Raw genomic sequence first — 23568 nt, forward strand, 5'->3', positions numbered from 1 at the left:
GGCTTCGTCCGGCTCAGCGGGGCGTGTTCTCCACCGCGGGGCAGGGGCCGCCGACCGGCGGCCCCTGGGGCCGTACGCCGATCACCACGTGCGCGGAGAGTTCCTCCGACACCGCCAGGCGGGTCGTCAGGCCGGCGGCCCTGAAGGCCTGCAGGGCGGCCCGTGCCTGGTGTTCGCCGGTCTCGGACAGCAGGCAGCCGCCCGGCGTGAGCCACTCCGGCGCCCCCGCGGCCACTCGGCGCAGGACGTCCAGGCCGTCCGCGCCGCCGTCCAGGGCGGCGCGCGGTTCGTGGTCGCGGGCCTCGGCCGGCAGCAGGGGCAGTTCGGCGGTCGGGACGTACGGCACGTTCGCGGTGAGGATGCCGACGCGACCGCGCAGTGCGGCGGGCAGGGCGTCGTAGAGGTCGCCCTGATGGGCCCGGCCGGTGAAGGCGGCGAGGTTGCGGCGCGCACACCGTACGGCGGCCGGGTCGATGTCGGCGGCGTGCACCTCGGCCTCGCCCAGAGCGGCGGCGAGGGCCGCGCCGAGCGCCCCGGATCCGCAGCACAGGTCCACGACCACCCGCGCGTGCGGCGCCTGGGCCAACGCCTGGTCGACCAGGAACTCGGTACGGCGGCGGGGGACGAACACCCCCGGTTCCAGCACGACCCGCAGGCCGTGGAACCGGGCCCAGCCGAGGACCTGTTCGAGCGGGAACCCGGCGGCACGCCGGTCCACCATCGAGGACACCTCGTCCTCGGTGCGCGCGGTGGCGAGGATCAACTCCGCCTCCTCCTCGGCGAAGACGCACCCCGCTGCGCGCAACGCGGCGACGACAGCGGCAGGGAAGGAGGGGGGACCAGAAACAGGCATGGAGGCCGAAAGCCTTTCGGAGCGCGGGACTTGAGGGCGCTCCCGCGGTCACCGGTGCTGGTGCACCGCGCCGTCACGAAGGGGGAGCATCCCCGATGGCACAGCGGTGATGGGTCCCACCTCCTCGGCACTCCGGGCCGCGCACCTGCGCGACCGGACGGCCACCATACCCCAGGGCGCACCCGGGGTTTCGCGCGGGGAAAACGCGTGGCGCGGTGACGGACGAGCTGTCCACCGCTCCCCCGGCAGTGCAGGCGGCGCTGCTCCGGCTCGTGCTGGAGCGGCGGATCGGCGCGCTGCGGCTGCCGCCCGGGGTGCGGATCGTGACCGCCGCCAACCCCCGCTCCTCGGCGGCCGACGGCTGGGAGCTGAGCCCGCCGCTGGCCAACCGGTTCGTGCACCTGCGGTGGGTCCACGACCACGACGTCGTCGTACGGGGGCTCGGCGGGAAGTGCCGCGGGCGACCCTGCCCCGGCTCGACCCGGAGCGACTGTCCGAGGCCGTCGCCTACGCCCGGCGCGCGGTGTGCGGGTTCCTCGTCGCCCGGCCCGGGCTCGTCCACCGGCTGCCGAACGGGGAGAGCCGCCGGGGCGGCGCGTGGCCGTCGCCCCGCAGCTGGGAGGCCACCCTGCGGCTGATCGCCTTCGCGACCGCCGCCGGGTCCTCGCGGAGCGTGCTGTCGCTGCTGGTGCGGGGCACCGTCGGGGACGGTCCCGGGCTCGAACTGCTGGCGAGTCTGGACCGGATGGACCTGCCCGACCCCGAGACGCTGCTCGCCGACCCGGCGGGTGCCGAACTGCCCGAGCGCGGGGATCTGTGGCAGGCCGTGCTGGACGGGGTGGTGGCCGCGGTCCGGGGGCGCCCGGAGCGGGCCCGCTGGGACGCGGCCTGGGCGTTGCTGGTGCGGGCCGTGGAGACGGGCGCGCCCGACGTCGTGGTGGTCCCGGCGACGACCCTGGCCGCCCTGCGCAGGGACGACTGGGACGTACCGCCGGTGATCGAACGGCTCACCGGGGTCGTTAACGCTGGTCCGCCACGCTCCCGTGTGCCGTGCGCGACCGGGGCTGCCGAGGACGGGCGCCCGGACCGGGTATGAGGCTCACTCGGCCATCTCGATCACGATCTTGCCGGCGGCGTGCCCCTCCTCGACCGTGCGCAGCGCCTGGCCGGCCTGCTCCAGCGGGAAGACGCGGGTGACGTGCGGCTTCAGGGCGCCGCGCACGGCGAGATCGGCCACCGCCTCCAGGACCGCGACGGTACGGGCCCGCCGGACCGGGGAGCCGCCCAGCGCGGCGACGGTCTGCTGCGGTGATCCCGCGGCCACCAGCTTGCTCCGGTCCTTCAGGAGCTCGGCGGTCTCGTCGAGTACCGCGCCGCCCACCAGGTCGTACACCCCGTCGATCCCGTCCGGTGCGGCGGCCCGCACCCGGTCGGCGAGATCCGGCCCCGAGGCCACGTGCACGGCGCCGAGCAGCTCCACGAAGGCCCGCTTGCCCTCGCTCGCCACACCCACGACGTGCAGCCCGAAGGCGCGGGCGATCTGCACGGCCGCGCTGCCGACGCCGCCGCCCGCGCCCGTCACCAGCAGGGTCGCGCCGCCGGACAGGTCGAGCTGGCGGACGCCGTCGTAGGCGGTGGCGGCGGCGACCGGCAGGGTGGCGGCGTCACGGAAGGACACCCCGGCGGGCTTGTGCGCGGTCACGGCGGCGGACAGCAGGGCGTACTGCGCGTAGCCGCCGTGGGCGGTGTCGCCGAACACCTCGTCGCCGGGCGCGAACCCGGTGACCCCGGGACCGGCCTCCTGCACGACGCCCGCGGCCTCGCTGCCGAAGACCCGCGGAAAGACCGGCTCGCCGTCGCCGGGGCGGCGGAAGCCCTCCCGCAGCTTCCAGTCGACCGGATTGACGCCTGCCGCGCGGACCGCGACCAGGATCTCGCCGGGACCCGGGCGCGGGCGGTCCAGGTCGACCAGTGCCTCGGTCTCCGGTCCTCCGTGCCGCGTGTAGACATACGCCTTGGGCATGCTCTTCCCTCTCTTCTCTCGGTGCCGCCACCGGTGTACCGGTGGCGGCACCGAGCGCAAAGGAGAAGCGCCGCGGGGCTCTTCCCACGGCCCGAAAGAGTTCGTACGGCTGCCGTCATCCGGGCGGTGACCAGGTACGGAGCACCCCGAACGACAGCGTACGGTTGAAGAATGAACGTTACGCGAGGCTTCACGGGCCGCCCGCGCGTGCACAACCCGGGGCTGCCGCCCGGGCAGTACGACGCGGGCGAGGACTGGCCCGTCCTGTCCGCCGAGGTCACCCCCGCTCTGGCACCGGCCGACTGGTCCTTCCGCATCGACGGCCTGGTGGAGCGCGCACACACCTGGGACTGGGACGCGGCGCACGCGCTGCCGACGTCGGCGTACGACGGTGACATCCACTGTGTGACCGGCTGGTCGAAGTTCGGCGTGCGCTTCGGCGGTGTCTGTCTGGACGCGTTCTTCGAGGTGGCGCGGCCCCTGGCGTCCGCCACCCATGTACTCGCCCGCTCCCACACCGGATACACCGCCGACCTGCCGCTCGCCGACCTCACCGGCGGGCGGGCCTGGATCGCCTGGGAGTACGGCGGCGAACCCCTCCCGGCCGAGCACGGCGGCCCGGCGCGGCTGCTGGTGCCCCACCTCTACTTCTGGAAGAGCGCCAAGTGGATCGCGGGCCTCACCCTCCTCGACCACGACGAGCCGGGCTTCTGGGAACGCAACGGCTATCACGAGCGCGGCAACCCCTGGGAGGAGCAGCGGTACTCCGGTGACTGACCCGGCGACGACGCACACGAACACCCCCGGCCCGGCCCCGGACACGGCCGCCGCCAACGGCCCCCGCCTCCTCACCCCCCGTTTCGCCGTACCCGAGCGGATCGCGGTGAGCGAGCAGGCGGCGGCGGTGTGGCAGACCGCCACGGTGACGGAGATCCGGCGTGAGACGCCGCGCGCGGCGACGTTCCGGCTGGCGGTGCCGCGCTGGGCGGGACATCTGCCCGGCCAGCATCTGATGCTGCGGCTGACCGCGCCGGACGGCTATGTGGCGCAACGGCACTACTCCGTCGCGTCGGCACCGGACGACTCCGGGCACATCGAACTGACCCTGGACCAGGTGCCGGACGGCGAGGTGTCGGGCTGGTTCCACACGGTCGCCCGTCCGGGTGACAGCGTCGAGGTGCGCGGGCCGCTCAGCGGCTTCTTCGCCTGGCCGGGCGACCGGCCCGCGCTGCTGCTCGGCGCCGGCTCGGGGATCGTTCCGCTGATGTCGATGGTGCGGCACCACCGCAGGCTCGGCCTCGGCGTGCCGCTGCGCATGCTGGTGTCCGCGCGCAGCCCCGAGGAGCTGATCTACGCCGCGGAGCTGGGAGCGGAGACGACGCCCGTCTTCACCCGCAGTGCCCCTCAGGGGGTGCCGGTGGGACGTATGACTGCCGCACATGTGGCGTCGCTCCTGGCCGAGCCGCCTGCCAGTGGTTGGGAGGCCTATGTGTGCGGATCCAACGGGTTCGCCGAGCACGCCTCCCGGCTGCTGGTCGCTGCGGGCCAGCCGGTCGACCGGATCCGTATCGAGCGCTTCGGCTGAGCCGCTCGTCAGCACCCTCGGGTCGCGCGACCGGCGCCGGTCGCGCGACCGTGGGCGCGTGGCGCGTTCCGTGCTCCAGGTGGGCTGGAACTCGCGGTTCGCGGCACGAGCGAGGTGCTCCGTACGGGGTACGAGACGGGTGTGGACGCTCGTGTGCTCGAGCGGTGGGGGTGGCGGACCCCGAAGGCCCGGCCCGCCCGCTCTCCGGCTCCGGCGGTGCGAGGAGGTGGACATGCGTACCGGAGTGCGTGGCTGGCGCTGGCGGCGCAATCCGCTGCGGCGCCGCTCCGACGTCGTCGAGGCGTGGACGGTGCTGATCACCGCCGTCCTGTTGTTCGTCGTCACGCCCCTGGTCGGAGTGGCCGCGGGCCTGCGGGCCCATGACGCGGCCCAGGGCCTCGCGGCCGCCCAGCGGGCCGAGCGCCACCAGGTGCGCGCGCGGGTGATCGGGGACCCGCCGCAGCGGCTGTCCGGCAGGCAGACCGACCGCGCCTACCCGTACCGGGCCCGGGTCCGCTGGACCGAGCCCGGCAAGGGTGCCCGCACGGCATGGACCCGGGTGCCGGCGGGGACCACGACCGGGGAGACCGTCTCCGTGTGGTTCGACGCCCGGGGCCGCAGTGTCGCGCCGCCGCCGAACGCCGCCGCGGTCTGGCAGCACACGGTGACCGTCGGCCTGTTCGCGGCGGGCGGTGCGGCGGCCGTCGTGCTCCTGGGACACGCCGTCGAGCGCCGGATCGCTCTGCGGCACCGGCTCGCGGAGTGGGAACGGGAGTGGGCCCGGACGGGACCGAAGTGGACCCAGCCACGGGCATGACCGGCCCGGCGGCCCGGACCGCCCAGGGGGGCAAACGCTTACTGGTCAGTCCTCCCGCACCCCACGTACGGTGGGCTGACGCTTTTCTCCCTACGCCAGGCGGTTGTTGATGGCCCTGTTCGACCTTCCCCTCGACGAACTTCGCGAGCACCGCAGTGAGTCCACGGAACCCGAGGACTTCGACGCCTTCTGGGACAAGACCCTCGAGGAGGCCCGTGAGCACGATCTGGAAGCCCGCTTCGAACCGGTGGACACCGGGCTGTCGACGGTCCAGGTGTACGACGTGACGTTCGCCGGGTTCGGCGGCCACCAGGTCCGGGGCTGGCTGCGGCTGCCGGCCGGCGCGACCGAGCCGCTGCCGCTGGTCGTGGAGTTCATCGGCTACGGCGGCGGGCGCGGGCTGCCGCACGAGGACCTGCTGTGGGCGTCCACGGGCCGGGCGCATTTCGTGATGGACACCCGTGGCCAGGGCAGCGCCTGGGGTGCCGGGGGAGGCACCGCGGACCCGGTGGGCGCTGCGCCGGCGTACCCCGGGTTCATGACGCGGGGCATCGACGCGCCGGAGAACTACTACTACCGGCGGGTGTTCACGGACGCCGTGCGCGCCGTCGAGGCGGCCCGCTCGCATCCGCTGACCGACACGGCACGGACCGCGGTGATCGGCGCCAGCCAGGGCGGCGGCATCACCCTTGCCGTCGGCGGTCTGGTCCCCGACCTGGTCGCGGTGGCACCGGACGTGCCGTTCCTGTGCGACTTCCCGCGCGCGACCACGCTGACGGACCGGCACCCGTACCGCGAGATCGGCCTGTTCCTGAAGACGCACCGCGGCCGCACGGCGGAGGCGCTGCGCACGCTGTCCTATTTCGACGGGGTGCACTTCGCGGCCCGTGGCCGGGCGCCCGCGCTGTTCTCGGCGGCGCTGGAGGACCAGACCTGCCCGCCGTCGACCGTGTTCGCGGCTTTCAACGCCTGGGCGCACGAGGACAAGGCGATCGAGGTCTACGACTTCAACGACCACGAGGGCGGCGGCCCCTTCCACGAGGCGGAGAAGATGCGCTGGCTGCGGTCGTACGCCTGAGTCGCGGTCGGACGTGTGGGGACTTCCCTCCAGTCCGACCAGTCGGTACGTTCGGGGAACCCGGGTCGCGGCGTCGCGGCCCGGGTTCCCGGCGACGACGGAGGTCCCATGTCCGCGCACGAGACCCAGGTCCACGGCCACTGCGACGCGCGTTTCACGGCGGTGCGGGAGGCGTTCGAGGAGAACTTCCGGGAGCGGGACGAGCTGGGCTCCGCCGTGGCGGTGACCGTCGACGGGGTCACGGTGGTGGATCTGTGGGGCGGCTGGGCGGACGCGGCCGGAACCCGTCCGTGGGAGCGGGACACGCTGGTCAACGTGTGGTCGACCACCAAGGGCCCGGTGGCGCTGTGCGCGCATCTGCTCGCCGACCGGGGGCTGCTCGACTTCGACGCGCCCGTGGCCGCGTACTGGCCCGAGTTCGCCGCCGCCGGCAAGGAGAAGGTGCTCGTCCGGCATCTGCTGTCGCACCGCGCCGGGCTGTCCGGACTGCGGGAGCCGCACTCCCTGGACGATCTGTACGACTGGGAGCTGACCACCGCCCGGCTGGCGGCGACCGAGCCGTGGTGGGAGCCGGGCACCCGGTCCGGATATCACGCGCTGACGTACGGCTTCCTGGTCGGCGAGGTCGTGCGGCGGATCTCCGGTTCGCGGCCGGGGGCCTTCCTGGAGCGGGAGGTGACCGGCCCGCTCGGGATCGATTTCACGGTCGGGCTGCCGGCGAGGGAGGCGGGCCGGGTGGCCGAGCTGGTGCGTCCGCCGGCCGCGTCGAGCGGCGAACAGGCAGCGGTCTTCGGCCGGTTGGCGCCCGCGGCGCTGGCAGCGCTGGCCAATCCGCTGGTCGGCGCGGCCGAGGCGAACTCGCCCGAGTGGCGGGCCGCGGAGATCCCCGCGGCCAACGGGCACGGCACGGCGCGCGCGGTCGCGGCGCTGTACGGTGTCTTCGCCGGGCGCGGCTCGCACGGCGGTCGGCGCGTCCTGTCGCCGGAGGCGGCCGAGCGGGTGCGCGAGGGGCAGGGGAGTTGCCGCGATCTCGTGCTGGGCGCGGGCTTCGAGGGCGAGACGGAGGTCGGGCTCGGTCTGTGGCTGAGCGGCCCCCAGAGGTCGTACGGCCCGAACCCGCGGGCTTTCGGTCATGACGGGTTCGGCGGTTCGTGCGGGCTCGCCGATCCGGAGGCGGGCGTGTCGATGGGGTACGTCATGAACCGGATGGGGCCGCACATCGCCGACGACCCGCGGAAGGCGGCGCTGATCGAGGCGCTGTACAGCGCCTTGTGACCCAGCGGTCGCGCGGGCGGGTTTCGGCCGAACCGGCAGACCGCTCTTCCCTTGTGGTTTAGACCAATGCTAAGTGTGGTCGCGCAACGAGCCCGCACGACTACGTCTTGTCACCACAGGAGGGCGCGGCATGGCCCGCACCACCCCGCACGATCCCACGCAGAGCGACGGCCGGCCCCTGTACGGGCGGATCGCGGCGCTGCTGCTCGACGAGCTGCGCGCCGGCACCGTCCCGCCGGGCGAACGGCTGCCGGGCGAACGGCACTTGGCCGCGCACTTCCAGGTCAGCCGGGAGACGATCAGGCAGGCCCTGGAGGTGCTGCGGCGCGACGGCCTGGTCGCCACCGACCGGCGGGGCAGCCATGCCACGCTGCCCGCCCGGCCGGTCGGGGCACCGGGCACGCCGGCCTTCCCGCTGGGCGCCCGCTCGGCGGACCCGGCCTCGGTCGACCGGGCCACGGTGACCTGGGAGGCGCCGCCGGAGGAGCACGCACGAGCGCTGGGACTTGCCCCGCGCCGGCCGACGCTCGTGCACCGCTACCGGTCGGCCACGCCGGACGGCCGGTCGCTGCGCACGGCGGTGACGTCGTTCTCGGCGGTGGCACTGGCCGAGGTGGCGGAGCTGGCCCGCTACCGGGACCGGGCCGACGGCATCACGCCCGCGCAGCTGCGGCGGGCCTACGACTGGATGCGCAAGGCCGGCCTGTCACTGCACCACCACGATGCCATCACCCAGGCCGACGGCGCCCGTTCGGTACGGGTGACCCGGCGGGTGCACGACCAGTACGCCCGGCCGCTGGAGATCACCGATCTGGTGGTGAACTCCGAACAGGAGGCCCTGGTCTACGAGTTCACGCTGCCCGCCGCCGGCTGAGCCCGCCGCGCCACCACCAGCCGGGCCCGCGGGCTGCCGTCCCCGCGCCGCCCGAACGCGGGCAGGTCGTACAGGTCGACGGCGAACCCGGCGCGCTCCAACTCCTCCAGTACACGGCCGAGACGGAAGGCCCGGTAGTACATCACGAACGGCGGTCGCCACAGCGCGTTGCGCACCCGCATCACCGCGTCGAAGCCGAGCAGCATCCAGAAGCCGGTCCGCGTCGGCTTCGGCGGGGCGAGCACGGGGAAGGCGAAGCGGCCGGCCGGCCGCAGGACGGAGTGGACCCGGGCGAACAGCCCCGGCAGTTCCCGCGGCAGGAAGTGCCCGAACGCCCCGAAGGAGACGACGAGATCGAACGCGGCCGTGAACGGCAGGGCCCGGGCGTCACCGCGCACCCAGGCCACCCCGGGCCCGCCCGCGGGCCGTACCCGGTGCCGGGCCACGTCGAGCATGCCGGCACTGAAGTCGACGCCGGTGACACTGCGGCGGCACAACCCGGTGAGCACCTCGGCGCCCGCGCCCGTGCCGCAGCACAGGTCGAGCCCGTCCTGGAACGGGCCGAGCGGGGTGAGCGCCTCGGCCACGGACTCCAGGACGTCGTCGGACGCCGGAAGGGCGTGTGGTCGAACTTCGGGGCGAGCAGGTCGTAGCCGCGCTCGACAGACGACAGCGCCTGCACCGCGAGTTCACGCAGGGAGGGACCTTCGGGACCGAACATCCCCTCACCCTAGGGCGTGTTTCGAAAGTGGCGTCGTCCGCCCGGAGGGCGGGGTCCGCGGCGTCTGGTGCGGTGCATCGCAAGGCGGAGGGTCGTCCTCGTACCGGGCGTACGTGGACGATCCCGACAACGCGGCGAGGTGCCGTGCCAGGCGTCGCGGACCGGACGGGACTTTCGAAACACGCCCCAGGGCTTGTCCGACCATACGCGTCGTTGCCCGAAGGGCGGCCGCGCGGCGTCACGTGCGTGCTCTCGGCGTGCCGGCCCAGCCCTCGTACCGGACGTACTTGGGCCTGGGCCGGTGCGGCGAGTGGGGGCACCTTCCACGCACCTGAGGAGTGGGGAGCGTGCAGGGCGTCGCGCGGCAGACGGGAACCGTCAGACAGGCCCTGAGGCCACCCGCTGCGCGAGGACCGCGAGAACCCGCTCGCACCAGCGCAGGTTCTCCTCCTCGAACGCGATCCCGGCCATGAGGGTGAGGTACGGACCGACGCGGTCGGCGTCGCGCAGGTACTCGTCCTCGGTACGACCGTCGAGGAGACGGTCGCGGACCCGCCGGTAGCGGTCGAGCTTGCCGCGCGCCCAGCCCATGCGCTCCTCGATCAGCGCCCGCGTGGCATCGGGGTCGCCGCCGTCCATCGCCTGGATCTTGACGAGGAGTTCGTCGCGGATCGCGGTGGGCCGCTTCGGGGGCTCGACGGCGAACGCCTCCAGTTCGGCCCGCCCCGCCTCGGTGAGCGTGAACATCCGCTTGTTCGGCCGCCGCTCCTGCTGCACGGTGCGGGCCCGCACGAGCCCGTCCCGGGCCAGGCGCTCCAGCTCCCGGTAGAGCTGCTGCGGGGTGGCGGGCCAGAAGTTCGCGAGCGAGACGTCGAAGGACTTCGACAGCTCGTAGCCCGAGGCCTCGCCCTCCAGCAGGGCGGCCAGCACGGCGTACTTAAGCGACATGTGGACAGACTAGCAGCCGTTGATTAATCTCATCCGCACCTATTCAATTAGTTGACTAAGGGGGCGGCCTGTGCACGCGTTCCGTGCCGCGGTCGAGGCCGGGGACATCGACGCCGTCGAGGCGCTGCTGGCGGAGGACGTCGTCTTCACCAGCCCGGTCGTCTTCAAGCCGTATCCGGGCAAGGCAATCACGGCGGCGATCCTGCGCGCGGTCTCCCGGGTCTTCGAGGACTTCCGGTACGTCCGGGAGATCGGCGATCCGGCCGCCCCCGACCACGCGCTGGTCTTCACGGCCCGGGTGGGCGACCGCGAGCTGACCGGCTGCGACTTCCTGCACGTGAACGAGGAAGGGCTGATCGACCAGCTCATGGTCATGGTCCGCCCGCTGTCCGGCGCGCACGCCCTGGCCGAGGCCATGGGGGCACGGTTCGAGGAGATCGCGAAGGAGGCGCAGGCGCGGCCCGCGTGAGCGCGCCCCGCTCCGCGGACGTCACGGCCGCCCCGGGCCCGAGGCTCGGCCCCCGAGCCGCCCCGGCGTGGCCCCGGCGTCCTTCTACAGCCGGTCGTCCACGTCGCTCGGCGCGGGCGGGTTCGTGTCCTGGTCGAGAGGTACGCCCTGTCCCGGCTGACGAGACGGGCCTCGTGGCCTGGGGCCGGGCGTGGAGAGCGCGGGGCGGAGACTGCGGGGCCGGGCAGGGTACCGCCCACCAGGACCTCTCTCGGAACGTGGTGCTGGACGAGAGTTTCTGCAGCGCGGGCCCGGCCACTCGTCCACCAGGACGGAGAAGACGGTCCATGGCGGAGGGCAAGTCCCCGGACGTCCGGAATCGTCGCGGTCCGGGGACGTCTGGGCGGTGCCCTGGCATGACGGCCGCTCAGGCCGCGGACGTGCCGTCGGCGTCGAGCCGCACCGGCAGCGTGCGCACGCTGTTGCCGACGAATCCGGCGTTGGGTACCAACGCGGCGTCCGGGACGGCAAGTTCGAGGGCCGGGAACCGGGAGAACAGTCGTTCCAGCGCGATACCGGCCTCCATCCGGGCGAGCGGCGCGCCGAGGCAGTAGTGCGCGCCGTGGCCGAGCGAGAGATGGCGTACGGCGTCGGGCCGGGCGGGACGGGTGACGTCGAAGCGGTCGGCGTCCGGGCCGTGTGCGGCCGGGTCGCGGCCTGCGGCGGAGTAGCCGGCGAGCACGGGGGTGCCGGCCGGTATGAGCGTGCCGTCGACGGACAGGTCGCGCACCGGGTAGCGGAACGGGAAAAAGCTGACCGGCGCGTCCCAGCGCAGGGTCTCCTCCACCACGTCGGCCCAGCCGGCCCGGCCGGCGCGCACCAGGGCGAGCTGGTCACGGTGGGCGCACAGCGCGCGGACGGCGTTGGTGATCAGGTTCAGCGTGGTCTCGTGCCCGGCGACGATCATCAGGAGGAGGGTGCCGATCAGCTCCTGGTCGCCGAGCCGGTCGCCGCCCTCGTCACGGGCGGCGACCAGGGCGCTGGTGAGGTCGTCGGCGGGCGCCGCCGCCTTCGCCGCCGCAATCCCGCCCAGGACGGCGACGAGTTCCCGGTTGGCGGCGACGGCCTCGGCGGGCTCGGTGTCGGTGGCCACGACTCGGCTGCTGAGGTGATGCAGCCGGTCGCGGAACTCGGCTGCCACGCCCAGGAGTTCGCAGATGACCCCCATCGGGAGGGGCAGGGCGAAGTGCCGCCGCAGATCGGCCACCCCGTCCGCGGCAGCAGCGGCGCGGGCCAGGTCGTCCAGCAGTGTGTCGGTCAGCTCCTCGATCCACGGCCGCAGTCGTTCCACGCGGCGTGGGGTGAAGGCGCGGCCGGCCAGGGACCGCAGCCGCCGGTGGTCCTCCCCGTCGGCGGTCGTCATGCCTCGCACGGTGGCGAAGGTGAGCAGTGGCCAGCCGGCGGGAATCCGGCCCTTCCTCAGATCGGTGAAGTGGCATGCGTTCTTGGCGACTTCGGGGTGCTGGAGGAACTCCTTCAGTGCCTCGTGCCCGAGTACGGCCATCCCCTCGATGCCGCCGGGCAGTTCCACCCGGGCCACGGCGCCGTCGGCCAGCAGCCGTGCGTTGACGGAGTGCGGGCACCCGCCGGAGGGGTCGAGACGGTGCGGGGGCCGGACGGCGGAGGTCTCCACGGATGCTTCTCCTGACGGTCGGACGGGAAGAGAAGGTACGGGGCGGGGCGGGAATGGACACGGACGGCATCATGTTGACCGAAGCGGACGCACGGGTATAGTGCGATCAGCGCGTGTGCGTGTCCCGTCGTACGGACACCGGCGCCGCTCGTCTCCCTCGGCCGTCGGCCGGGGTTTTTGGCCGGTTCGGGCCTCTTCTGATGCACCACCTCGTGACCAGGGCGTCTCCGCCGTACCCGAGGTGCCGTTCCCGCCGCCCGGAGGCAGCCGTCAAGGCCTCCCGCTCGCGGCCTCTCCCCCTTCCCCCTTCGCTTGTCCCGTCCACCGAAAGGACCTCCCTCGATGACCACCACACTCGAACACCCTCCCGCGCAACAGCAGGCCGCGGCCGCCCGGCTCGTCACCGGTGTCCTCGACATCGACGCGCAGGGCAAGGGGCATCTGCGCGCCGCGCGCCTGCTGTCCTCCCCCGTCGACCCGCAGGTCCCGCCGGCCCTGATCCGGCGCCACGGGCTGCGCAGGGGCGACCTCCTCGAAGGCGTCCAGGGTGAACGGCGCGCCCTGACCGAGGTCACCCGCGTCGACGGACGCGACCCGGCTTCCTTGCGATCCCGGCGTCACTTCCGCGATCTCACCCCGGTCCACCCACACGAGCGCATCCGTCTGGAACACCACGGCTCCGGACCGGCCGGGCGCGTCACCGACCTGTTCGCACCGGTGGGCAAGGGCCAGCGCGGGCTCGTCGTGGCCCCGCCGAAGAGCGGCAAGACGGTCCTGCTGCAGCAGTTCGCCGCGGCCGTGGCCGGCAACCACCCCGACTGCCGGCTGATGGTGCTGCTGCTGGACGAGCGCCCCGAGGAAGTCACCGAGATGCGCCGTTCGGTGCGCGGCGAGGTGTACGCCTCCACCTTCGACCGGACGCCCAAGGAGCACATCGCCCTGGCCGAGCTGGTCGTCGAGCGGGCCAAGCGGCTGGTGGAGGCCGGCGAGGACGTCGTGATCCTGCTCGACTCGCTGACCCGGCTGTGCCGGGCGCACAACAACGCCTCCGCCGCCGGCGGGCGCACCCTGAGCGGCGGTGTCGACGCGGGTGCGCTTGTCGGCCCCAAGCGGTTCTTCGGCGCCGCCCGCCAGGCGGAGGAGGGCGGCTCGCTGACCATCCTCGCCACCGTCCTGGTGGACACCGGCTCCCGCGCCGACGGCTACTACTTCGAGGAGCTGAAGAGCACCGGCAACATGGAGCTGCGGCTGGACCGGGAAGCCGCCGCCCGGCGCCTGTTCCCGGCCGTGGACCTCGACGCCAGCGGCACCCGCCGCGAGGAACTGCTGCTCACCGCGGCCGAACTGACGGCCGTGCAGGGTCTGCGCCGTGTGCTGCGTCCCCGCGAGGGTGGCCCGTCCGGTCTGGAGACCCTCCTTGAGCGGCTGCGCTCCACCCCCGACAACGCCACGTTCCTGCGGCGGATCCGGCCCACCCTGCCCGTCGGCTGAACCGGCCGTCGGGGGGACGGAATCCTGCATCCGGGTGGCCCGCGTGAGCCGAACGGCCCTTCCGGCGCGAGAGAAGGCGCACCCGTTCGTACGTTGATCACATGATCACCGGACTTTCTCATCGGGTGGCCGCGACGGCCTGTTCCCTGTGCGTGGCGGGCGTGCTGGCGCTCACACCGGCCACCGCCTCCGCCGGCCCTCGTGCCGGACAACCCGCCCCGCCCGGCCCGGGAACGGTGATGCCCGGGCCGTCCCTGCTCTACCGCTCCGGCATCCAGGTCCGGCCACACCGGGACGCGCCGGGGGTCCCGGAGGTGTCGGCGCTGTCCTGGTTGGTGGCCGACGCCGGCAGCGGAAACGTGCTGGCCGCGAGCTCCGCACACCGCAAGCTGCCGCCCGCCAGCACGCTGAAGACCCTGTTCGCCCTCACCGTGATGCCCTCCCTGCCCTCCTCGATGCGGCACACCGTGCGCACCGAGGAACTGGCGGGCATCGGCGCGGGCAGCAGCCTGGTCGGTGTCGAGGAGGGGCACTCCTACCAGGTGGCCGACCTGTGGCGCGGGGTCTTCCTCAACTCCGGAAACGACGCCGTGCACGTGCTCGCCGCGCTGAACGGCGGCTGGAACACCACGGCCAGGCGGATGCAGGACAAGGCACGTGCGCTCGGCGCCCTGGACACCCATGTCGTCTCCCCCGACGGCTACGACGCCGACGGCCAGGTGTCCTCCGCGTTCGACCTGGCCGTCTTCGGCCGGGAGGGCCTGCGCAACCCCGACTTCGCCCGTTACTGCTCCACCGCTGAGGCGTACTTCCCCGGTGACGGCGAGTCGTACGGCATCAGGAACACCAACCGGCTGCTGACCGGCGCCAACGGCGTGAAGAAGTATCCCGGGCTGATCGGTATCAAGAACGGCTACACCACCAAGGCGGGCAACACCCTGGTGGCCGCCGCTCGCCGGGGCGGGCGCACGCTGGTCGTGACCGTGATGCACCCTCAGGTCGGCGGCGGGCTCACGGTGTACGAGGAAGCGCGCAAGCTCCTCGACTGGGGCTTCGCGGCGGCCGGCCGGGTGGACCCCGTCGGCTCGCTGGACGGGCAGCGCGCCGTCACGTCCCGCCCGGCGTCGGCGACCGCACCGGTGGCCGCCGCCGCGTCCCCCGCGGCGGACGACTCGGGCTGGGAGGGTCCCGCCGTCGTCGCGGGGCTCTCGGGACTCGGCGTGGGTGCTGTGGCGCTGACGCTGACCCTGCGGGCCAGGGGCAGGCGGGCGGCGCGCGACTGACCCGCCGGAAGCCCCAGGAGCAGGCCCAGCGTGATCCAGGTGTAGGTGTTGCTGCCGAGGAAGCCGCCGACACCGGAGGCGCCGTCGAACCACAGCCAGACCACGCTCGTGCACAGCACCGCGAACAGGGCGCCCGCGGTCCGCGGGCGCCCCGAGCGCAGGAGCACGGCGAAGGACGGCAGCAGCCACACCAGGTGGTGCACCCAGGTGATGGGGCTGACCAGACAGGCCGCCACCCCGGTGAGGGCGAAGGCCGCCGCCCAGTCGCCGACCCGCACCGCACTGCGCGCCCGCCACGCCCAGACGCACAGGGTCAGCAGGACCGCCGCCGCCCACAGCGGGCGTGCCGGCTCGCCGAGGCGGGCCAACACCCCCTGGAGCGACTGGTTCGACACATAGTCCAGCCGACCCACCCGGCTCGTGTCCCACAGCGCCTCGGTCCAGTAGAACCGGGACGCCCGCGGGTCCGCCCAGGCGGCCAGCGCGCTCGCCACGAGGGCGACGGCCGTCGCCACGCCCGCCGCCCGGCGCCGTCCGGCGAGCAGCAGCAGGCCGATGAACAGGGCCGGCGTGAGCTTCACCGCGGCGGCGAGGCCGATCCCGGCGCCCGCCCGGCGCTCCCGGCCGGTCGCCAGCAGCAGGCAGTCGCCGAGGACGAGGGCGAGCAGCACCAGGTTGACCTGGCCGAAGCTGAAGGTGTCCCGCAGCGGCTCGAACAGGGCGAGCAGGCACAGGCACAGCGACCAGCGGTACCAGCCGTGCCGCCGCCAGCCGGGCCCGGCCAGGATGCGCAGGACCACCGCCAGCGCGGCCAGGTTCACCAGCAGGGACGCCACGATCGCCGAGGTCCGGCCGAGTGGGGCCAGCGGCAGCATCGCGAGGGCCGCGAACGGCGGGTAGGTGAAGCCGTACGAGGTGCCCGGCACCCGGTAGTCGTAGATCCGGCCGCCATGGCGCACCCAGGTGTGCACCGTGCCGTAGTAGACGCGCAGATCGAAGAAACCGCGCAGCAGCGGCACGGTGGCGGTGAACACCGCCACGGCGGCGGCGAGGGCGAGGACCAGCAGCAGCCGGCCCCTCGTCGTACGGGGCCCGCTCACGCGATGCGTCCCGGTGCCGGGGCCTGCACCACCTGGTGGGCCTGCCACAGGACGACCACGCCGAGCACCCCGCCGGAGACCGCGAGCACCAGCTGGCCGGGGGCGGCCGGGCCGCCGCTCGGCAGGACGGCGAGGGCGAGGACTCCCGCGAGGGCCGCGACCCGGTGCCGTACCGAGGTGCTGGGCGCGGCGGCGGCGATGAGGAACAGGCCCCACAGCACGTACCAGGGGCGGATCGCGGGGCCGAACACGGCGACCGTCAGCAGGCTGAGCCCGAGCGCGTACACCGGTCCGACGCGCATCCGGAGCCATATCAGCGCCACGGCAAGGGCGGTGGCGGCGAGGCCGAGCACATGCCACGCGGGCACGGCCAGCGGGGCCAGGCCGCTGCCGAGGTGCTCCAGCAGGGCGCCCGTGGCGCGGCCGAGCAGGCTGGTCAGGGCCCAGTTGTGCGGGGAGACCGGGGTGTTCAGGGCACCGATCCAACCGTAGCCGGTGCCGGCGACGGCCGTGGCGGCGACCGTCGTCACGGCGGAGGCGGCAGCCACCGTCACGACGGCCGGCAGCGGGCGGCGGCCGGAACGGACCCGGAGGGCCACGACCGCCAGCAGCCCGAGCGCGGCCGGCGCCTTGACCAGGGCGGCGAGCGTGACGAGGACGGCCCCGAGGACTCCGCCGGCGGGCCGGTCCCCGCGGGCGGCGACCAGGCCGAGCCCCAGCACGCCGAGCATCAGGGCGTCGTTGTGGGCGCCCGCCACCAGATGCAGCAGCACGAGCGGATTGAGGGCGCCGAGCCACAGGGCGGCGGCCGGGTCGGCGCCGCAGTGCCGGGCGAGGCGGGGCAGCGTCGCGGCCATCAGGGCCACGCCGAGCAGGGCGACCAGGCGCATGCCGAGCAGGCCGGCGGGCAGCCGGCCGCGGGTCAGGCCGGACAGTGCGGATGCCAGCGCCAGGAAGGCAGGGCCGTAGGGGGCGCCGGTGTGCTGCCACATCGGGGCCACCTCGTCGGCGAGCGGGCCGCCGAGCTGGGCGGGGCCGTGGGTGTAGACGTCCATGTGGGCGTCGACCATGGCGCCCTGCGCGAGGTAGCTGTAGACGTCCCGGCTGAACAGCGGCGGTGCGAGCAGCAGCGGCGCCGTCCACACGGCGAGCACCAGCAGCAGGGCGTGCGGGGTGGGCGGCTGCGGGCCGCGCACCAGGCGGCCGAGGAGCACCCAGGCAGCCAGCAGCAGAACGACCCCGAAGTACACTCCGACGACGCCCAGCGCCGCCTGCGCCGAGGCGGGGGCCAGGAGGTCCTGCACGGGCAGCGCACCGGCCGTCTCGCCGCCCAGCGCGAGAGACGCGGTGCCGACCAGCCCGAGCAGCTGGCAGCGGCGGAGATCGACGGGGAACGCCATGGTCAACACTGCTTCAGCGTGTCGACGCCGGGTGGCCGGAAGGCGACGCTCCGCCCACCGGCGGGCGGCCCGCACGTGACCGGCCCGTGAGCGACGATGACTTCGGGGCATCCGGAGGGTCACCCCTGCGACCGGCAGCCGACCGAACGGACGTGATCACAGTGGCGCACGGCTCCGCCCGCACGAAGACCGGCGGCAGAGATGCTGGAGCTGATCCCGGACGCGCGTCTCGCGGTCCTGCCCGGCACCACCCACGCGGCACTCATGCGCCGTACGGCCCTGCTGCTGCCGCTGCCGCACGAGTTCCTGGACTGAAAGGTCCCGCACCGGCCGGAGGGGTCAGAACACCGAGAGCCCGGTCAGCGTGGTGAACCGGTCGAGCGCCGCCACTCCGGCCACCGAGTTGCCGCGCTCGTCCAGGCCCGGACTCCACACGCACAGCGTGCACCGGCCCGGTACGACCGCGATGATCCCGCCACCGACCCCGCTCTTGCCTGGCAGACCGACGCGGTAGGCGAAGTCCCCGGCCGCGTCGTACGTCCCGCAGGTCAGCATGACCGCGTTGACCTGCTTGGCCTGGCTGCGGGTGAGCAGTCGGCCGCCGTCGGCGCGGACGCCGTGCCGGGCGAGGAAGCCGGTGGCGAGGGCCAGGTCGGCGCAGGACGCCCGGATGGAACACTGCCGGAAGTACTGGTCTAGCAGGGTCGGCACGTCGTTGTCGATGTTGCCGTAGGACGCCATGAAATGGGCGAGTGCGGCGTTGCGGTCGCCGTGCGCGTTCTCGGAGGCGGCGACCTCCATGTCGAAGTGCAGGGAGTCGTTGCCGCTCTCGGCGCGCAGAAACGCCAGCAGCTCGCCGGCCGCGTCCCCGGTACGGGTCTGGAGGCGGTCGGTGACGACGAGGGCACCCGCGTTGATGAAAGGATTCCGCGGGATCCCGTTCTCGTACTCCAGCTGGACCAGGGAGTTGAAGGGGTTCCCGGAGGGTTCGCGGCCCACGTGTTCCCAGAGTTCGTCGCCCTCGCGGGCCAGGTCCAGGGCCAGCGTGAAGACCTTGGTGATGGACTGCGTGGAGAACGGCTCGCGCCACTCCCCCACCCCGTACACCGTGCCGTCCAGCTCGGCGACGGCCATGCCGAAGCGGCGGGGGTCGCAGGCGGCGAGCGCCGGGATGTAGTCGGCGGCCCGGCCGCGGCCGGGCGTGCGCTCGATCTCCTCGGCGATGCGCTCCAGGACCGGCAGGAAAGCGAGGGACGACGTCGTTGTCATGATCACCATTGTGCCTCCCGACCGGTCCTGGAGCCCATTCGCGCCCGGGCCGATATCTGCCTGTTACCGCAGGTCAGGCGGCGGGCGCGCCGCTTCCGGCGACCACCTCGGGACGCAGCAGGCCGGCGAGCCGGTCGGCGGGCAGCAGGCCCTTCTCCAGGACCAGTTCGGCCACGCCCCGGCCGGTGACGAGGGCCTCCTTGGCGATCTCGGTGGCGGCCGTGTACCCGATGTGCGGGTTGAGCGCCGTGACCAGGCCGATGGAATTCTCCACGCCGGCCCGCAGCCGCTCGGTGTTGGCGGTGATGCCGGACACGCAGCGCTCGGCCAGCGTCAGGCAGGCCCTGCGCAGATGCGTGACGGACTCCGACAGGGAGTGCAGGATGAGCGGCTCGAAGGCGTTGAGCTGGAGCTGTCCGGCCTCGGCGGCCATGGTGATGGCGACGTCGTTGCCGATCACCTCGAAGGCGACCTGGTTGACCACCTCGGGGATCACCGGGTTGACCTTGCCCGGCATGATGGACGAACCGGCCTGCACCGGCGGCAGGTTGATCTCACCGAGACCGGCGCGCGGACCGGAGGACAGCAGCCGCAGGTCGTTGCAGGTCTTGGAGAGCTTGACCGCGATCCGCTTGAGCACGCCGGACATCTGGACGAACGCGCCGCAGTCCTGGGTTGCCTCCACCAGGTTGGCGGCGGTGACCAGCGGCAGCCCGGTGATCTCGGCCAGGTGCCGGCGGGCGGACTCGGCGTATCCGGCGGGGGCGTTGAGACCGGTACCGATCGCCGTGGCGCCGAGGTTGATCTCATGGATCAGCTCGACGGCCTCGGCGAGACGGCTGCGGTCCTCCTCGATCATGACGGCGAACGCGGAGAACTCCTGACCGAGCGTCATCGGCACGGCGTCCTGCAGCTGTGTACGACCCATCTTGAGCACGTCACGGAACTCGACGGCCTTGCGGGCGAAGGCGTCCTGCAGGACGGACATCGCCTTGAGCAGCCCACGGACCGCGAACACCGTCGCGATCCTGACGGCGGTCGGGTAGACGTCGTTGGTCGACTGACCGAGGTTGACGTCCTCGTTGGGATGCAGGTGCGTGTACTCCCCCTTGGCGCGGCCGAGGAGTTCGAGCGCGCGGTTCGCCACGACCTCGTTGGCGTTCATGTTCGTGGACGTGCCGGCGCCGCCCTGGATGACGTCGACGACGAACTGGTCGTGCAGCTCGCCCGCGCGGATCTCTCGGCAGGCGGCGACGATCGCACGCGCCTTGTCCGGGGGCAGCAGGCCCAGTTCCTCGTTGGCGAGCGCGGCGGCCTCCTTGACGGCGGCCAGGGCGTCGATCAGGTGCGGGTGGGCGGAGATCGGGGTGCCGGTGATGGGGAAGTTCTCGGTCGCGCGCAGGGTGTGCACACCCCAGTACGCGTCGGCGGGTATGTCGCGGTCTCCGAGCAGATCGTGTTCGCTGCGGGTGGTGGGGGCGGTCATGTGGGGTGAGGCCTCTTTCTGAGGTGTCGGTGGCGGCGGACTACGCGCGAGCGGTGAACGGAACCGGATCCAGCGCACGCACGGCCCGCACGCATCCCACCGGCTGCCCGCCCCCCAGCAGCGGCTCCCCGCCGAAGGCGGTCAGGAGCCCGGGGTCGACGCCCGCGCGCGCGAGTGCGGCCGCGGCCACCGGAATCCGCGCGCGATTCGCCCCGTCGGCGATCTTGACGGCGACGGCCCGGCCGTCGGGCAGCGCGGCGACCTGCACGCCCTCGAAGCCGTCCTTGGCGAGCAGCCCCGGCACGGCCCGCATCAGGGCGGCCACGTCGCGGCCGGCGCCGGAGGCCATCTCGGGGTGTGCGCGCATCGCGTCGGCGACCTGCGCCTCCGGTGTGCCGGGCGCGGCCGAGGCGATCCGGGACACGGCGCGGGCGAGGCCGTGCAGGGAGATGGAGAACAGCGGCGCGCCGCAGCCGTCCACGGTGACGTGGGCGACCCGCTGCCCGGTGAGGTCCTCGACGATCTCCCGGATCGCCTGCTGGAGCGGGTGTTCCGGGTCGAGGCAGTCCCGCAGGGACCAGCCGTTGAGCCTGGCGGTCCACAGCATGGCCGCGTGCTTGCCGGAGCAGTTCTGGGCGAGCCGGGAGGGCGCCCGGCCCTCGCGGATCCAGGCGTCCCGCACGGCCGGGTCGTACGGCAGGTCCGGGACGTTGCGCAGGTCGTCCTCGGTGAGTCCGGCGAGGTCGAGGATGCGCCGGGTGCCGGCGAGGTGGCGTTCCTCGCCGGAGTGGCTCGCGGCGGCCAGCGAGAGCAGCGCGCCGTCGAGCGGCAGCCCGGCCCGCAGCATGGCCACGGCCTGGAGGGGCTTGACGGCCGAGCGTGGGTGGAAGGCGGCCTCGATGTCGCCGAGCTGGAAGTCCACCCGGCCGCCGGCGCCGAGGACGACGACGGAGCCGTAGTGGATGCCCTCGACGACCCCACCGCGGACGAGGTGGGCGACGGGAGCGTGGAGGGGTTCGCGTACGACGGGTGCGTCGGCGGGGGAACTGCTGTACATCACTGCCTGTATCGGGGGGTCGGTCCGGCCGGTACGCGGGTCACGCGTCGGTGCCGGTGGAGGTGCGGGACACCCGGCCGCGGATGGCGTACCACCCGGCGACCAGGCTTGCGGCGATCAGCGGCAGACAGAGCACGGTGGTGCGTCCGGCGCCGCCGTCGGCGTACATGAGGACGAAGACGGACGCGAGGAACGCCAGCGTCACGACTTCGGTCCAGGGCGAGCCCGGCAGCCGGTACGACGGCCGGGTCAGCTCGCCCCTCTGGGTCTTCCGCCAGAAGAGCAGGTGACAGACCATGATCATGCCCCAGGTCGCGAGGATGCCGATCGCCGCGAAGTTGAGCACGATCTCGAACGCGTCGGCGGGGACGACGTAGTTGAGGCCCACACCGAGGACGCAGACGCCGCTGGTGAGCAGGATCCCGCCGTAGGGGACCTGGCTGCGGCTCATCCTGCCGGTGAACCCGGGGGCGGAGCCGCTCATGGCCATGGAGCGCAGGATGCGGCCGGTGGAGTACAGGCCGGAGTTCAGCGAGGACATGGCGGCGGTCAGCACGACCAGGTTCATCACGCCGCCGGCCGCCGGGACGCCGATGTGCGACAGGACGGTCACGAAAGGGCTCTCGCCCGCGCTGTACTTGTTCCAGGGCAGCAGCATCGAGAGCAGGACGACGGAGCCGACATAGAACAGGCCCACGCGCCACATGATCGAGTTGATCGCCTTCGGCATGATCTTCTCGGGGTTCTCGGTCTCACCGGCGGCGACGCCGACCAGTTCGACGGAGGCGTAGGCGAAGACGACGCCCTGGATGATCAGCAGCATGGGCAGCAGGCCGTTGGGGAAGACGCCGCCGTTGTCGGTGATCAGGGACGGCCCGGGGTGGTGACCGGCGACCGGGTGCTGGGTGACCAGCAGGAAGATGCCGATGCACATGAAGACGACCAGCGCCGACACCTTGACGATCGCGAACCAGAACTCCAGCTCGCCGAAGATCTTGACCGATATCAGGTTGACGGTCAACACGACGGCCAGGGCGATCAATGCGATCAACCATTGGGGAACGTCCGAGAACATGCCCCAGTAGTGCGTGTACGTGGCGACGGCCGTGATGTCGGCGATGCCGGTGGTCGCCCAGTTGAGGAAGTACATCCAGCCCGCGGTGTAGGCGCCCTTCTCACCCAGGAACTCCCGGGCGTACGAGACGAAGGCGCCGGAGGACGGGCGGTACAGGACGAGTTCGCCGAGCGCGCGCACGACCAGGAAGGCGAAGACGCCGCAGACGGCGTACGCGATGAAGAGGGAGGGCCCGGCGTCGGCCAGCCGGCCGCCCGCGCCGAGGAAGAGGCCGGTGCCGATGGCTCCGCCGATGGCGATCATGTTGACGTGCCGGTGCTTCAGGCCTTTGCTGTAGCCGGTGTCTCCGGCGTCGACATGGCCGGACGAGGGGCGCGTCTCGTCTTTGAGGTGCTGCTCGCTCACGCCTCGGGTCCGCCTTCCGTGGGGAGGTCGTCCGTCCGCTGGGGACGCACGATGTCGGTGAGGGTCGTCTCGACGCGGTCCAGGTGGTGGCTCATGGCCCCCACGGCGTCGTGTTCGGAACCGTCGATCAGCGCCTCGACGATCGCCCGGTGCTCGCGGTTGGACTGCTCGCGGCGGCCGCCCAGCTGGTTGAGGAAGGCCGACTGACGCGCCAGTGCGTCCCGGATCTCCTCGATGACCCGGCGGAAGACCGGGTTCTGGGCGGCCTCGGCCACAGCGAGGTGGAAGAGCGTGTCCATCGCGACCCAGGCCGTGGTGTCCGTCTCGCGCTCCATGCGGTCGAGCAGGTGGGCCAGGTGGTCCAGGTTCTCCGGGGTGCGGCGGACGGCCGCGTAGCCGGCGACGGGGATCTCGACGTGACGGCGCACCTCGAGCAGGTCGCTGGCCGCGTAGTCGCCGAACGTGGGGTCCTCGACGGCGCTCGCGACGACGAAGGTGCCCTTGCCGGTCCGGGAGACCGTCAGGCCCATCGTCTGCAGCGCGCGCAGCGCCTCGCGCAGCACGGGCCTGGAGACCTCGAGCGTGCGGCACAGCTCGGCCTCGGAGGGGAGCTTGTCGCCGACGGCGTACTCGCCGCGCTCGATGGCACCGCGGAGGTGGGCCAGGACCGCTTCCATCGCGCTGACG

19 protein-coding genes and 3 pseudogenes are annotated in these 23568 nt (G+C 73.3%); 10 read left to right on the forward strand and 12 right to left on the reverse strand.

Annotated features, from left to right (window positions below):
* Positions 1–13: 13 nt before the first annotated feature.
* Entirely contained in the window at positions 14–853 is an 840-nt protein-coding gene (locus AC5WRT_RS12445) for a putative protein N(5)-glutamine methyltransferase (RefSeq protein WP_496093122.1), read from the reverse strand.
* Between the two features lie 221 nt (positions 854–1074).
* On the opposite strand from AC5WRT_RS12445, the pseudogene AC5WRT_RS12450 reads away from it, so the two are divergent.
* Positions 1075–1949, forward strand: a pseudogene (locus tag AC5WRT_RS12450) (MoxR family ATPase); the annotation flags it as partial.
* Positions 1950–1952: 3 nt separating this feature from the next.
* Here AC5WRT_RS12450 and AC5WRT_RS12455 read toward each other — a convergent pair.
* On the reverse strand, positions 1953–2876 hold the full coding sequence (locus tag AC5WRT_RS12455; RefSeq protein ID WP_496093121.1) for an NADP-dependent oxidoreductase: 924 nt from the start codon (positions 2874–2876) through the stop codon (positions 1953–1955).
* A gap of 171 nt (positions 2877–3047) precedes the next feature.
* On the opposite strand from AC5WRT_RS12455, the gene AC5WRT_RS12460 reads away from it, so the two are divergent.
* The 6 genes from AC5WRT_RS12460 to AC5WRT_RS12485 all read left to right on the forward strand — a co-directional run bounded on the left by AC5WRT_RS12460 (position 3048) and on the right by AC5WRT_RS12485 (position 8505).
* Positions 3048–3653 (forward strand): sulfite oxidase-like oxidoreductase, encoded by a 606-nt coding sequence (locus AC5WRT_RS12460; protein ID WP_496093120.1) that lies wholly within the window; start codon positions 3048–3050, stop codon positions 3651–3653.
* Between the two features lie 100 nt (positions 3654–3753).
* Positions 3754–4461, forward strand: coding sequence for a ferredoxin reductase (locus AC5WRT_RS12465; protein WP_496093254.1), 708 nt, complete (start codon positions 3754–3756; stop codon positions 4459–4461).
* 232 nt (positions 4462–4693) lie between these two features.
* Positions 4694–5278 (forward strand): Rv1733c family protein, encoded by a 585-nt coding sequence (locus AC5WRT_RS12470; protein WP_496093119.1) that lies wholly within the window; start codon positions 4694–4696, stop codon positions 5276–5278.
* A 109-nt stretch (positions 5279–5387) separates the two neighbouring features.
* Positions 5388–6356 (forward strand): acetylxylan esterase, encoded by a 969-nt coding sequence (locus tag AC5WRT_RS12475; RefSeq protein WP_496093118.1) that lies wholly within the window; start codon positions 5388–5390, stop codon positions 6354–6356.
* A gap of 108 nt (positions 6357–6464) precedes the next feature.
* Positions 6465–7631, forward strand: coding sequence for a serine hydrolase domain-containing protein (locus AC5WRT_RS12480; protein ID WP_496093117.1), 1167 nt, complete (start codon positions 6465–6467; stop codon positions 7629–7631).
* 130 nt (positions 7632–7761) lie between these two features.
* Positions 7762–8505 carry a GntR family transcriptional regulator gene (locus AC5WRT_RS12485; protein WP_496093116.1) on the forward strand — a complete coding sequence of 248 codons (744 nt, stop codon included), beginning with the start codon at positions 7762–7764 and terminating at the stop codon, positions 8503–8505.
* On the opposite strand, the pseudogene AC5WRT_RS12490 reads toward AC5WRT_RS12485, so the two are convergent.
* Together AC5WRT_RS12490 and AC5WRT_RS12495 are read right to left on the reverse strand one after the other, a co-directional pair.
* A pseudogene (locus tag AC5WRT_RS12490) lies at positions 8475–9226 on the reverse strand (class I SAM-dependent methyltransferase). The gene AC5WRT_RS12485 and the pseudogene AC5WRT_RS12490 overlap by 31 nt on opposite strands.
* Positions 9227–9604: 378 nt before the next feature.
* Positions 9605–10174 (reverse strand): PadR family transcriptional regulator, encoded by a 570-nt coding sequence (locus tag AC5WRT_RS12495; protein WP_496093115.1) that lies wholly within the window; start codon positions 10172–10174, stop codon positions 9605–9607.
* A gap of 70 nt (positions 10175–10244) precedes the next feature.
* Here AC5WRT_RS12495 and AC5WRT_RS12500 point away from each other — a divergent pair, with 70 nt between their 5' ends.
* Positions 10245–10643, forward strand: a complete 399-nt coding sequence (locus AC5WRT_RS12500; protein ID WP_496093114.1) for a nuclear transport factor 2 family protein — start codon at positions 10245–10247, stop codon at positions 10641–10643.
* A 406-nt stretch (positions 10644–11049) separates the two neighbouring features.
* Here the strand turns inward: AC5WRT_RS12500 and AC5WRT_RS12505 are convergent, their stop codons facing one another.
* Positions 11050–12315, reverse strand: a complete 1266-nt coding sequence (locus tag AC5WRT_RS12505; protein ID WP_496093113.1) for a cytochrome P450 family protein — start codon at positions 12313–12315, stop codon at positions 11050–11052.
* Positions 12316–12657: 342 nt separating this feature from the next.
* Between AC5WRT_RS12505 and rho the strand changes: the two genes are divergently transcribed.
* Both rho and AC5WRT_RS12515 read left to right on the forward strand, forming a co-directional pair.
* A complete protein-coding gene (gene rho / locus AC5WRT_RS12510; protein WP_496093112.1) occupies positions 12658–13806 on the forward strand; it encodes a transcription termination factor Rho in 1149 nt (382 codons plus the stop codon).
* 239 nt (positions 13807–14045) lie between these two features.
* Positions 14046–14738, forward strand: a pseudogene (locus AC5WRT_RS12515) (D-alanyl-D-alanine carboxypeptidase family protein); the annotation flags it as partial.
* A 62-nt stretch (positions 14739–14800) separates the two neighbouring features.
* Here the strand turns inward: AC5WRT_RS12515 and AC5WRT_RS12520 are convergent.
* The 7 genes from AC5WRT_RS12520 to AC5WRT_RS12550 all read right to left on the reverse strand — a co-directional run bounded on the left by AC5WRT_RS12520 (position 14801) and on the right by AC5WRT_RS12550 (position 23558).
* Positions 14801–16189: a glycosyltransferase family 87 protein gene (locus tag AC5WRT_RS12520; protein ID WP_496093111.1), complete on the reverse strand. Its 1389-nt coding sequence runs from the start codon at positions 16187–16189 to the stop codon at positions 14801–14803.
* Positions 16186–17700 (reverse strand): polyprenol phosphomannose-dependent alpha 1,6 mannosyltransferase MptB, encoded by a 1515-nt coding sequence (gene mptB, locus AC5WRT_RS12525; protein ID WP_496093110.1) that lies wholly within the window; start codon positions 17698–17700, stop codon positions 16186–16188. Before mptB ends, AC5WRT_RS12520 begins: the two co-directional genes overlap by 4 nt.
* A 228-nt stretch (positions 17701–17928) precedes the next feature.
* Positions 17929–18867 carry a glutaminase gene (locus tag AC5WRT_RS12530; protein WP_496093109.1) on the reverse strand — a complete coding sequence of 313 codons (939 nt, stop codon included), beginning with the start codon at positions 18865–18867 and terminating at the stop codon, positions 17929–17931.
* 64 nt (positions 18868–18931) lie between these two features.
* Positions 18932–20344, reverse strand: coding sequence for an aspartate ammonia-lyase (gene aspA, locus AC5WRT_RS12535; protein ID WP_496093108.1), 1413 nt, complete (start codon positions 20342–20344; stop codon positions 18932–18934).
* A 40-nt stretch (positions 20345–20384) separates the two neighbouring features.
* The gene (locus AC5WRT_RS12540) at positions 20385–21401 is read right to left on the reverse strand and encodes an asparaginase (protein ID WP_496093107.1); all 1017 of its coding nucleotides are present in this window, start codon (positions 21399–21401) and stop codon (positions 20385–20387) included.
* Positions 21402–21441: 40 nt separating this feature from the next.
* Positions 21442–22881, reverse strand: coding sequence for an amino acid permease (locus AC5WRT_RS12545; protein WP_496093106.1), 1440 nt, complete (start codon positions 22879–22881; stop codon positions 21442–21444).
* The gene (locus AC5WRT_RS12550; RefSeq protein ID WP_496093253.1) at positions 22878–23558 is read right to left on the reverse strand and encodes a FadR/GntR family transcriptional regulator; all 681 of its coding nucleotides are present in this window, start codon (positions 23556–23558) and stop codon (positions 22878–22880) included. Before AC5WRT_RS12550 ends, AC5WRT_RS12545 begins: the two co-directional genes overlap by 4 nt.
* Positions 23559–23568 lie beyond the last annotated feature (10 nt).

Source organism: Streptomyces sp. NTD91, from assembly GCF_059510455.1.